Annotated in this window: 7 protein-coding genes and 1 tRNA gene; 3 read left to right on the top strand and 5 right to left on the bottom strand. The window is 61.2% G+C overall.

Translation table 11 applies throughout. The features are described from left to right. Nucleotides 1-532: alanine--tRNA ligase-related protein (locus tag ACOVRJ_RS17655; RefSeq protein WP_422045145.1), on the bottom strand; the 532-nt coding region annotated here is incomplete at its 3' end. A gap of 166 nt (nt 533-698) precedes the next feature. Between ACOVRJ_RS17655 and ACOVRJ_RS17650 the strand changes: the two genes are divergently transcribed. Continuing rightward, a complete protein-coding gene (locus ACOVRJ_RS17650) occupies nt 699-2186 on the top strand; it encodes an NAD-dependent succinate-semialdehyde dehydrogenase (protein WP_422045144.1) in 1488 nt (495 codons plus the stop codon). A 110-nt stretch (nt 2187-2296) separates the two neighbouring features. Here ACOVRJ_RS17650 and ACOVRJ_RS17645 read toward each other — a convergent pair whose 3' ends face one another. Then, the gene (locus tag ACOVRJ_RS17645; protein WP_422045143.1) at nt 2297-4711 is read right to left on the bottom strand and encodes a TonB-dependent receptor; all 2415 of its coding nucleotides are present in this window, start codon (nt 4709-4711) and stop codon (nt 2297-2299) included. A gap of 630 nt (nt 4712-5341) precedes the next feature. Here ACOVRJ_RS17645 and ACOVRJ_RS17640 point away from each other — a divergent pair. Beyond that, entirely contained in the window at nt 5342-7087 is a 1746-nt protein-coding gene (locus ACOVRJ_RS17640) for a bifunctional metallophosphatase/5'-nucleotidase (RefSeq protein WP_422045142.1), read from the top strand. A 71-nt stretch (nt 7088-7158) separates the two neighbouring features. Next, entirely contained in the window at nt 7159-8793 is a 1635-nt protein-coding gene (locus tag ACOVRJ_RS17635; RefSeq protein WP_422045141.1) for a response regulator, read from the top strand. A gap of 124 nt (nt 8794-8917) precedes the next feature. Here ACOVRJ_RS17635 and gbpA read toward each other — a convergent pair whose 3' ends face one another. From gbpA to ACOVRJ_RS17620, 3 genes are all read right to left on the bottom strand, one after another. Then, on the bottom strand, nt 8918-10372 hold the full coding sequence (gene gbpA / locus ACOVRJ_RS17630; protein WP_422045140.1) for an N-acetylglucosamine-binding protein GbpA: 1455 nt from the start codon (nt 10370-10372) through the stop codon (nt 8918-8920). A gap of 309 nt (nt 10373-10681) precedes the next feature. Further along, nucleotides 10682-10755 (bottom strand) — tRNA-Gly (locus ACOVRJ_RS17625). A 10-nt stretch (nt 10756-10765) separates the two neighbouring features. Beyond that, nucleotides 10766-11384, bottom strand: a 619-nt coding sequence (locus tag ACOVRJ_RS17620) for a DODA-type extradiol aromatic ring-opening family dioxygenase (RefSeq protein ID WP_422045139.1), incomplete at its 5' end; no start/stop codon positions are given.

Here is an 11384-nt window from a genome sequence, read left to right as displayed (position 1 = left end):
ACGGGCCGCAGGGGCCGGTGTCGCCCATCATCCAGAAGTTGTCGGACATGTAGCGGCCGCCCTTGTTGTCGCCGATGCGCACGATGCGCTCGGCGGGCACGCCCACCACCTTGTTCCAGATCTCGTAGGCCTCGTCGTCCTCGGCGTAGACCGTGACCCAGAGCTTCTCGGCCGGCAGCATGAAGTTGGTCGTCAGCAACTCCCAGGCGAAGGAGATCGCGTCATGCTTGAAGTAGTCCCCGAAGCTGAAGTTACCCAGCATTTCGAAGAAGGTGTGGTGGCGTGCGGTGTAGCCGACGTTGTCCAGGTCGTTGTGCTTGCCCCCGGCGCGGATGCACTTCTGGCTGGTGGTGGCGCGGGTGTAGGCGCGCTTGTCAAAGCCCAGGAACACGTCCTTGAACTGGTTCATGCCCGCGTTGGTGAACAGCAGCGTGGGGTCGTCGCCCGGCACGACCGGGCTGGAGGCCACGATCTGATGACCTTTGCTTTCGAAGAACTTCAGAAAGGTCTGACGTATTTCTGCTGCTTTCATTCCCGGGCTTTCTGCTGGAACCGCGCCCTGGCTCATCACCTTTGGACGCAGTAAATACTTGATTTTTCGGAGCTTTTGATTATAGGGGCGGGCCCTTCGCTGAGCCCCCGTCGAAACGGTTAGAGTCTTGTCTCAAGAACCGCAGATAGAACAGAGAGAACCCTTCATGGATGCCAAGACTTCACCGCTGAGCCAACTCGAAGACGCCAGCCTGCTGCGCACGCAGGCCTTGATCAATGGCGAATGGGTCAGCGGCAATGAACGATTTGCCGTCAACGACCCCGCCACTGGCGCCTTGCTGGCCGAGGTGGCGAACCTGGGCGCCAGCGAAGCCGAGGCCGCCATCGCCGCCGCCAATCGGGCGCTGGGCCCCTGGCGCAGCAAGACGGCCAAGGAGCGCGCCGGCATCTTGATGCGCTGGCACCAGCTCTTGATGAAGCATGCTGATGATCTGGCCCGCATCATGACGGCCGAGCAGGGCAAGCCGCTGGCCGAAGCGCGTGGCGAAGTGGTTTACGGCGCCAGCTTCATCGAGTGGTTTGCCGAAGAAGGCAAGCGGGTTTACGGCGAAACCATCCCCACCACCGACAACAACAAACGCTACCTGGTCATCAAGCAGGCCATGGGTGTTTGCGCGGCCATCACGCCCTGGAACTTCCCGGTGGCCATGATCACCCGCAAGGTGGCGCCGGCGCTCGCAGCCGGTTGCACCGTGGTGATCAAGCCGGCCGAAGCCACGCCTTTGTCAGCGCTGGCGGTGGCCGAGCTGGCCCAGCGTGCCGGCATGCCGGCCGGCGTCTTGAACGTGCTGAGCGCCGACGCGGCCAACTCCATCGCCATCGGCCATGTGCTGTGCGACAGCGATGTGGTGCGCCATCTATCCTTCACCGGCTCCACCGAGGTGGGCCGCATCCTGGCCAAGCAATGCGCGCCGACGATCAAGAAGCTGTCGCTGGAGTTGGGCGGCAATGCGCCCTTCATCGTGTTTGACGACGCCGACCTGGACAGTGCGGTGGAGGGCGCCATCGCCAGCAAGTACCGCAATGCCGGCCAGACCTGTGTGTGCGCCAATCGCCTCTATGTGCAAGAGGGCGTGTACGAGGCGTTCATTGAGAGGCTGGCGCTCAAGGTTGGGGCGCTGAAGCTGGGCAATGGCTTTGAGCCCGGTGTGAATGTGGGCCCCTTGATCGATGAGGCGGCCATGGCCAAGGTGGAGTCGCATGTGGAGGACGCCATGGCGCTGGGTGCGCGGCTGCTGGTCGGTGGCAAGCGAGCCACCGAGGCGGGCGCGCAGTTCTTTGAACCGACGCTTTTGGCCGATGTGACCCCGGCGATGCTTTGCTCACGCGAAGAAACCTTTGGCCCGCTGGCCCCGGTGTTCAAGTTCTCGACCGAGGCGGAAGTGATTGCCCTCGCCAACAACACCGAGTTCGGCCTGGCCAGCTATTTCTACAGCCGCGATATCGGCCGCGTCTTCCGTGTCGGCGAGGCGCTGGAGTACGGCATGGTGGGCATCAACACCGGCTTGATCGCCAGCGCCGAAGTGCCCTTTGGCGGCGTCAAGCAAAGCGGGCTGGGCCGTGAAGGCGCGCACCAGGGCATGGACGACTATGTGGAGATCAAATACCTCTGCCTGGGTGATATCCAGAAGTAGGAACTTAGACGGAAGCGCGTGTTGTTCCCAGCAAGCTTTGCGCCTTCCTCGAGCAACAAAAAAAGGGCAGCTTTCGCTGCCCTTTGCTTTGCTTGATGAGCCAGTGGCTATCAGTTGAAATCGCCACTCAGCTGGATGGAGAAGAAGCGCGGGGCACCCAGGAAGTAGGACACCGTGCCGGCGGGCGTGGTGCCAACCGGCTTGGCGTTCACCACGGTGCCCGAGTTCGGGTTGCGGTACTGCGCGTTGCTGATGTTGTTGACATTGAAACGCAGCTGGGTGTTGCTCATTGGGCCAACATTGCCGACGGTGTAGCCTGCAGCGAAGTCACCCGTGGTGTAGCTCGGTACCACTTCGTCGTTCATCAGGGTGGCGTACTGCTTGCCCGAATACTTCACCTTGACGCGGGCGTACAGCGGGCCGGCTTGGTATTGCAGCGAGGTGGCGATCATGGTCTCAGGTGTCAGCGTGAACTGCTTGCCGGAAAGCGGGATGATCTGGTTCTTGGTTGCCGACATGTCGTCGAGGATCTTGCTCTTCTGCAGCGACATCGAGCCATAGGCGGTGAAGCCCTTGTAGGAAGCGCTGCCCAGTTCCAATTCAACACCACGGTTGGTGACGCGACCGGCATTGGCGTAGGTGCTCCTGTCGGTGGCCGCGTCATACACATTGGCTTGACGGTCCTTGAAGTCCGCCTGGAAGAAAGTGGCCGAGAAGGACACTTGTTTGTTTTGGATGCGGAAGCCGATGTCCGTCATGATCGAGGTTTCGGCCTTGGTGGCCGTCACCAGATCGACCTGGCCACTGGTGGTGTTGAGCTTGACGTTGTTTCCGGTGAACGCGAAGTTCGGTGGCGCGCGGAAGTTCTTGCCCACGTTGAAGAACACTTGGCTGTTCTTGTCCACATTGAAGCGCAAGCCCATTTGCGGCAGCACTTCGGAGAAGCTGCGCTTCATGTTGTAGGCGGTGGTGACGGATTCGTTGGCGTAGTTGCTGACGTCACGGGTCACTTGCGGCACGCGCAGGCCCAAGGACAACATGCCTCGGTCGCCCATGAAGCTGTAGTTGTCAGCCACATAGGCTTGTGAAGCGGTGCTGATGCTCAGCCAGTCACGGCCTTGATAGTCCGAACCGTCGGGGCGCTGGATGTGGCCATTGCGAAGCCAGATGTCGGCGCTGTTGCCATTGGCGTCCACGGCCACGGCAGGTTGAGTTTGGCGATGCTCGGCGCGTTCGTACCAGAGACCGAACTTGAGCTGGTGATTGCCCAGAGTCTTGTTCAGCTCGGCGGTGACACCGGGGCGCGAGGTCTTGGTGACGCTGCCGCGGGCGACGATGATGGTGTCCAGCTTGTCGCCGTCGCCATTCAGGTCAACGCCAGCGCCAGTCTTGCCCGTGGCGGTGTTCAGGAACGCGGTTTCAGACAGCGTGGTCTGTTGGTTACCACCCGTGCCGTAGCCCTTCCAGAGGTAGGGCTGGATCTTCAGATAGGTTTCTTCAGCCAGCTTGAAGGAGCCGGACACCGAGGCCACGACGTTTTCGAACGGGTTGGTCGACAGCTTATAGAACGACGGGTTGGGGCCGGTTTCCCTCTGTGCTGTGCCATTCACGCCAGGCAGGTGGCCGGGGGTGAAGGTCGACGAGAAGTCGAATTTGTAGCCGTTGCTGTTCAGCTGAGCCAGGGTCGGGGCCAGCAGATTGTTGTTGACCGCGCGGTTGTACAGCACCGAGCCAAGGACGGTCGAGTCGGGGCTCAGATCCCAGCGGAAGGCGAAGTCAATGTGATCCTTCTTGGCCTGGCCTTCGCCCTTCCACTTGTCGGCTTGGGTGTGCGAGTAGCTCAGGAAAACCTTCAGCTTGTCGTCGGCGAAACGGCCGGTGTCCATGCGCAGGAAGGTGCGGGTCAGGTTCAGGCTGCCCAAAGTTTGGCCGAAGCGGAAGCGGCGCTTGTCTTCGGGATCGCAGGAGTTGATGCTGACGCTGCCGCCGGTGGCGCCGGAGTGCGGTGATTCGACGTCCGGGCTGCCTTGCGTGATGCTTTGGGTGCAGACGTTTTCCTGGTCCACATACTGCTGCGGGTAGACCGCGTAGTTGCCCGAGTCATTGACGGGCACGCCGTTGACGGTGAAGCCGAGTTGGTCGGAGCCGAAGCCGCGCACCGTCATGCCGCCGCCGAACAGGCCGGTGGAATCGTGGTTAAACGTGTTGACGCCAGGCAGCAGGGCCAGGGCTTGGTATGGGTTGCCAGTGGAGAGGTCTTTCTCAACCGCAGCCTTGGTGATGGTGCTGCGACCCTTGACCGCATCTTCGTTGAGCATCTGGCCGGCGCCCAGCTTGCCGCCTTCGCCGACGATGGTGATGGTGCCTAGGCGAACCTTGTCTTCCTTGGCGCGGGGCATGCCGTCGTCGCTGGCTTCAGTGGCGGCGTTGACGCTTTGTTGGGCCAGCGCTGGGCCGGCGATGACGATGGCCACGGCGGCGCTCAGCGCCGTCTTCGAAAAGCTCATCCATTGTTTTTTGTTCACGGGATTACTCCAAAAAAATACGCGACCCAACGCGCAAAAACAGATTGATCAAACACAAACACCAAAGACTTCGCAAACGTTTACGTCTTGACCCCAAAAACAGCCGAACGGTTCGGCTATCGCACCAGCACAGGGCTGTATCGAGGCTGAAAATCAGGCGTAAACGTTTGCGCTTGTTAACTGATGACTAAGAAAACTTGTTTGCTGAGGCATTGTGCTGGGTTTGATCTCAGCCCGTACACCCCCCGAATAGGTCGCAGGGCCTAAGTCTGCCCGTCTTGATGCGCCGACACTGCCTAGCAATTACCCGAGAAAGCACGGAAAAACACAAAGTTTTGGCGAGCCTTGCTTGTGTGACGAAGTGTGACAAGGCCGTATTGAAATTCCGTGACGGTCGGGGGATATGTCCTTGGCTTGTTGCTTCTTTGCGACAGCTGCTGCCTTCTGGCGGGCGCCGATGCGGCGCTAAGATCGCGCGCCTTGAAGAACCGGCGGTGGTGGCGGGCCTTTTTGGCCCGGTCATGGATCGGTTCCAGGTGCACAAGACTGGTGCAATCATGCAAGGCGGCCGATCCGGGGGCGCCGTCTCTTTATTTCTTATTTTTTCGCGGCCCGAGGGCTGACTCCATCATGAACATCGAATCGCGCTTGACTCATTCCGCGGGCTACTCGGGTGGCGTGGGGGCGGGCAAATGGCCGCGACGTGCTGGGGCGCTGGCCGTGGCTTCGGTTCTGGCCCTGCTTCAGGCTTGTGCGGTGCAGCCGGATCGCGCCGCACCGGCCTCAGCCCCCCGCGAGTTGAGTATTTTTTCGATCAATGACTTTCATGGACACATTCAAGCCAAGTTGCCCACGCCCTTGATGCCGCGTGTGCCGGATGCGCAGACCGGAGAAGTCAAACCTCAAGCAGCGGGCGGGGTGGCGCATTTGGCCTCCGCCATGGCCAAGCTGCGTGCCGATCGAGAGCACAGCGTGTTTGTGGCCGCGGGCGATTTGATCGGTGCTTCGCCCTTGCTGTCTTCCCTGTTGAAGGACGAGCCCACCTTGGCTGCCTTGGGCGAACTGGGCCTGGTGGCCAGCGCCTTGGGTAACCACGAATTGGATTTCGGCTTGCAAGAGTTGCAGCGCAAGACCAAGGGTGAGTGCGCCGAGGCCGGATGTGTCTGGCCGGGTTTCAAAGGGCCGGGCTTTCCTTACCTGGCGGCCAATCTCCTGGACGCGCAGTCGGGCAAGCCTTTGCTGCCCAGCCATGTCATCAAGGAGGTGGCCGGCTTGAAGCTGGCTTTTGTCGGCGCGGTAACGCGAGACACGCCGATGGTGGTCGTGCCCAAGAGCATCGTCGGGCTGCGCTTTGCCGATGAGGCGGACACGCTGAATGCCTTGGTGCCGGAGCTGCGCGCCCAAGGCGCGCAAGTCTTGGTGGCGGTGATGCACGAGGGCGCCACTCACAAAGGTGCTGCCAATGACCCCAGCTATGAATGCCCGGGTTTGCAGGGCCGAGGTGTGGACATTGCCAAGCGCTTGGACCCGGCTTACGCCATCATCATCAGCGGCCATACCCATCAGGCCTACACCTGCAAAATCAATGGGCGTCTGCTCGTGCAGGCGGGCAGTTATGGCGGCTGGGTGACGGAAAGCCGATTGAGCGTGGACGCACAGGGCAAGGTCTTGCGTGCCGATGCGATCAACCATCCGGTGCTGCAATCGACTTATGCGCCCAACCCGGCCTTTGTGGCCTTGGTGCAGCGAGCTGCCGAGCTGACGGCCGCCGTGCGCAACAAGCCGGTCGCGCAATTGGAGCGCGGCGCTCAACGCTTTGCACAAGCGCCTTACGGCGATTCGGCGCTGGGTAACTTGGTGGCCGATTCGCAGCTGGCCTACGCCAAGAAGCGTGGTGCGGCAGATCTGGCCTTGATGAACCCGGGTGGGATTCGGGCCGATCTGGTGGTTGAAGCGGGGCGTCCGGTCACGATGAGCGATTTGTTCGCGATCCAGCCCTTCGCCAATGAGCTGGTGGTGATGAGTCTGAGCGGCGCGCAGCTGCGTGAGCTCTTGCAGCGACAGCTGCCCAAAGGCGATGCACCGGCGCGACTCTTGCAGGTCTCCAGCAGCCTGCGCTACCAGTGGAGCCAAGCGGCGGATGGCACGGCCCAGCTCGGCGATGTGAGCGTGGGCGGCTTGCCCTTGGATGAGGCACGCACCTACCGTTTGGTGGTGAACAACTTCATGGCCGAGGGCGGTGATGGCCAAAGCGTGCTGCGCCAAGGCACCGACCGGGTCAGCCTTGGCGTGGACATCGACGCCATGGTCGAGTGGTTGAGCGAGAACCCCGCTGCAACGAATCAGATTCAGTCGGGTCGAATTGTGCGCAAATAAACCCTGCCAAGGAGGCAGACCGGCCGCTCGCGCTGATCGACAATTCAGTCTGACCCAAGGAGTAGGCGGCCGTGAGTAAAAGGATGGGGGGTCTGCCCGGCGGTGTGGACGTCAGCCGTTTGCGGGCCTTGATCATTGACGAAGGTGAGCTGACGCGTTCGGTACTCAGCACCATGCTGCGAGACCTGGGTGTGCAGCATGTGCATTCGGCCCGCCGCCCGGAGGGCGCGCGCCGCATGATCAAAGATGCGGTGCCGCCTTACGACATCATCATCACCGACTTTCATTTCTCGCGGCAGAGCGCGCACGATCTGACCGGGCAGGACTTGCTTGATGAATTGCGCCAAGCCAAGGGTTTGCCGATGCAGACGGCCTTCATCATGGTCACCGATGAAGCGCGCTACCACCATGTGGCCGATGCGCTTGAAGGCGCCCTGGATGACTATCTGCTCAAGCCCTTCACGGCGCGCCAGTTTGACGAACGCCTGCAAGTAATTCTGGAGCGCAAGCATGCGCTTCGCGAAGTGTTTGCCGCCATTGAGGCGAGCAACTTTGCTGCGGCGGCGCAGTTGTGCGAGGACATTTTTTCTGCCAGCGTGACTTACCGCGTTTATGCGGCGCGCATCGGCTCTGAGCTGTATCTGCGATTGGGGCAGATCGATGCGGCGCGGCGCATGTTCGAAGCTTTGCTGAGCTTCAAGGCCGTGCCTTGGGCTCGACTCGGTTTGGCCAAAATCGACCTGGCCAATGCAGACACCCAGGTGGCTTGCCGGACGCTGGAAACCCTGTTAGCCGAGAACCCGGCCTATGTCGATGCCTACGATGTCTATGGCCGCGCTTTGCTGGAAGAAATGGATTTCTCAGCGGCGGTTGAGATGTTCAGCAAGGCGGTGCAGATCACGCCTGGCAATGTCGGACGTTTGCAGAAGCTGGGCTCTTTGCAACTGTTCATGGGCTTCAGCGAGGCGGCTGCCAAACATCTGGGGGCTGCGCTCAGCATCGGTTATTACTCGCGTGCACTGGATTACCAGGGGGTTGTTGCCCTGGGTATCGCCTGCATCGATCTGCGCGATGCGGACGAGTGTGAACGCGCCTTGAAGTGCGTTCAGGAAGCCGTGGCGCGCTACCCGGCCTCTAGCTTTCGACTGCAGATGTTGCAACTGACCTTGGAAGGTGCGCTGGCCTTGATCCTGCGTCGCCAAGAAGCCGCCTTGCTTGTGTTGGGCAAGCTCGGTGCTCAGTTGAACAACCCCGAGTTCAGCTTTGAGATGGCTTGCAATCTCTTGCAACTCATCGCCCGTTGCGCGGGACAGCAGGCGGTGCCTGAGGCGCGCTCTTGGGCCGAGCGGTCGGCGCAGCGCTTCGCCATTTCGCGCCCGCGCACATGCTTGCTTGAAATGGCCGCCTCCCCGCTGAGCTCATTGGAAGCGGTGGTCCACAAAGCCGCCGCGGCGACCAATGAAGCGGCGCGGGATGCAATGGCGCATCTGGTCAGCAAACAGCATCAGCTCACCATGGATGCCTTGCTGGCCCTGGCAAACAAGAGTCTGAACGCCCGAATCATCAACCTGGCCCGGGCGACCTTGGCCCATCACGGGCAACACCTGGCACCTTTGCATGCTGAGCGCTTGCGTGAGCAGATCGAAGATTTACATGGCCGCTTCATCGAGGGCGGGCGGCGCATTGTGGAGCGCAAGGACTGGTGATGAGGGGCGCAAATTTTTGCGGCCCTGGGCTTGAGTCGTTTCGCTCGTTCAGGCCATGATCGGCCATGGGTCCAGCAGTTGAGCCCATGGCCCCCCGCCTCACGGCGGGGCTGCAAAGCAGGTGTCAGCGAGCGATCCAGGCTTCTTGCCAATGGCTGCCAACACCGGGCTCGAACTGCGTTGCTCCCGTGCTCCATTGCGTGCAGTAGCCGCTGTTGGGCCAGGCGCGGCAGGTGTAGATCACGCCATTCTTGGGCTGCACCACACGGGTGCCGGCTTTGTAGTTCTTCAATCCGTCGGGGAAACGGTAGTCAAAGCTGCCGCCTGCGGGAGGGCCAGGGTCTTTGGCGACAAACATCAGGTCATAGGTTTTCTGGATCAGGGCGCCGCTGCCCTTGACCAGACCTTTGATCACCAACTGGTGGTGACCCGCTTGGGGTTTGTCGATGCTGATGCGCATGGACTGCCCGCTGTTGTTCAGCTTGGCGTTGCTCATGCCCTTGGTTTGGCCGCCATGATCGAAAACGCTGGCACTGACTTCAATCTCACCCACCGCCGTCAAGCTAAAGCTCAAACTCAAGGGCCCGCTGCTGGGGATGCTGTGTTGTGCGCCCAAGCCGGCCACCAGCAGATCAGCGCCCACCGGGGGCGGGGCTTTGTCGACCTGAACTTCCACGCGTGATAGGCCGCTGTCTTTGCGAACAAACACTTCGTTCTGGCTTTGAACTGCAGTGATCGTGCCATTGGCCGCCATCTGGCCGGCTCTCAGCAAGGCTTGCTCGGCATTCACACGGCTGGCCAGCAAGAAGGGCCAGGTGTTGCGTTCACCCTCTGTATCGTTGTTGATGGCCAGCCGGGTTTGCAGGTCGGGCCGTTCGCCATTGCCGTCAAAGACACGGGTCGCGACCTTGTCGCCGGCCTTCAGATCCACCGAGGGGAAGATCATGCCCTTGGGCTGCCAAGTGGCCTGCGGCGGTGTTGGCGGGACGGGGCCGCCATCCTGGAACATCACATCGATCACGTTGTAGAAGGTATTGGGCGTGTCGCCGATCTCCCAAACCCCCAGAATCAGCTGATAGCCGTTGCGTGGCGGCACTTGGCACTGATGGGTCGTCAATCGAGCTGGCTGGCGCATGCCACCATCTGCCACGCAAAAGGGTTGATTCTCAAATGCCGCGCGTGTCAGTCGCAGATTGGGATTCCAATTGGGCTTGGTGATGTAGTAGCGCCAGTTGCGGGTGACATGATTGGCAGTCAAGGTCCAACTGAAGGTTTGCAGCCCGGCCTGCATGGGCCGCTTGGTCCATCGTGACGCCGTTTGCTCGTCCAGCGGTGCAAACTGAACCAGGCCTGCACTGGCCAGTTGACCATCCGCTGGGCCGCGGTCCGGATACCCTGAGGGCCCCTCCAGGCTTTGTGGTTCCCATTGAACCGCGCCACAGGCACTGTTGCCGCCGCTGCGACATAAGGCCGCACGAGACTCCGGCACGCTGATGTAGCCATGGGCCGATGCAAGCTGGGAAGCGCTCAGTGTGGCGAGCACAAGCAGCAATTGGGGTAGCGTTCTTTCGATGCTCATCGCATTCCTCTCAGTCAAAGAAGCCGCTATTCTGAGTGCAATTGGTCTGCAATTGTTCCGCGCTAACGATTGCTTACAGCGGAGATGTATCGTTCACATTTGACACAAGTGTCGAGGACTTGCTGCAGGGGAGGGTGATTGGCCTAGCCAAGTGTGGACTTGGGGCCGGCCGCTGCCGATGACTTCACAGTGAAGCACGGCATACCGCATGGGCTGCGGCTCGGCTGCGAAGAGTTCAAGAGACGGGGTGCAATCCATGCCGCCAGCATGTGGCGGCCAAGTCGAAAGGGTTGGCGCGTTGCGGCCATCTGGAGCGGGTGACGAGGATCGAACTCGTGCCTGAGGCTTGGGAAGCCGCCGTTCTACCATTGAACTACACCCGCGTGCGGAGGATTATAGGTTTGCGTTTGGATCGATGAGTCGGGCCAATCGACCCGCATGGGGGCCAAAGGCGTAGGCGTCCATGCCCAGGGTTCCGAAGGTCAGGCTGGCATGAATGCGCTGAGGTCCATCGTTTGGACCGCCAGTTCCGGCGGCGATGAACCAGGGCAGTAAATGCTCGTCGGTGGGGTGCATGAGTGCTGCGAAGGGGGCTTGGCGGCGGTAATCCAACAAAGCCGGCCAGTTGCGGCCGGCGCTGTGTGTCAGCAGCCATTGGCGGAACTCCGCCGAAGCGTTGTGCTCGGGTGCGTCGATGGTTGGAACTCGCTCGGCAGTGCCGAACACCAGGCTCAGATTGTGGGTGATGCTTCCGCTGGCAAGGATCAACACCCCATCGCTGGCCAAGGGTGCCAGCAAGCGGCCCAGGGCGAATTGTTCGGCAGGACTGGCCCGCGGATTGAAGGCGAGCGGCAGCACGGGGATCTTGGCCTGCGGGTAGATGTAGCGCAAAGGTACCCAGGCCCCGTGATCCAGGCCTTGCTCTGCGGTGCTTTGCATTTCGACGCCAGCGGCACGTGCCAGGGACATCAACTGCTCGGCCAAGTCGGGTGCCCCCGGAGCGTCGTAGCGC

This window comes from Roseateles sp. (assembly GCF_049240545.1).
GTDB lineage: Bacteria > Pseudomonadota > Gammaproteobacteria > Burkholderiales > Burkholderiaceae_C > Paucibacter_A.
The sequence above is the reverse complement of the archived record's forward strand: the minus strand, read 5'-3'. Positions and strand labels throughout refer to the sequence as shown.

Excerpts from the sequence above, each read along its gene's own strand:
- ACOVRJ_RS17650 (WP_422045144.1), top strand. The coding sequence starts at position 699 with ATGGATGCCAAGACTTCACCGCTGAGCCAACTCGAAGACGCCAGCCTG.
- ACOVRJ_RS17640 (WP_422045142.1), top strand. The coding sequence starts at position 5,342 with ATGAACATCGAATCGCGCTTGACTCATTCCGCGGGCTACTCGGGTGGC.
- gbpA (WP_422045140.1), bottom strand. The coding sequence starts at position 10,372 with ATGAGCATCGAAAGAACGCTACCCCAATTGCTGCTTGTGCTCGCCACA.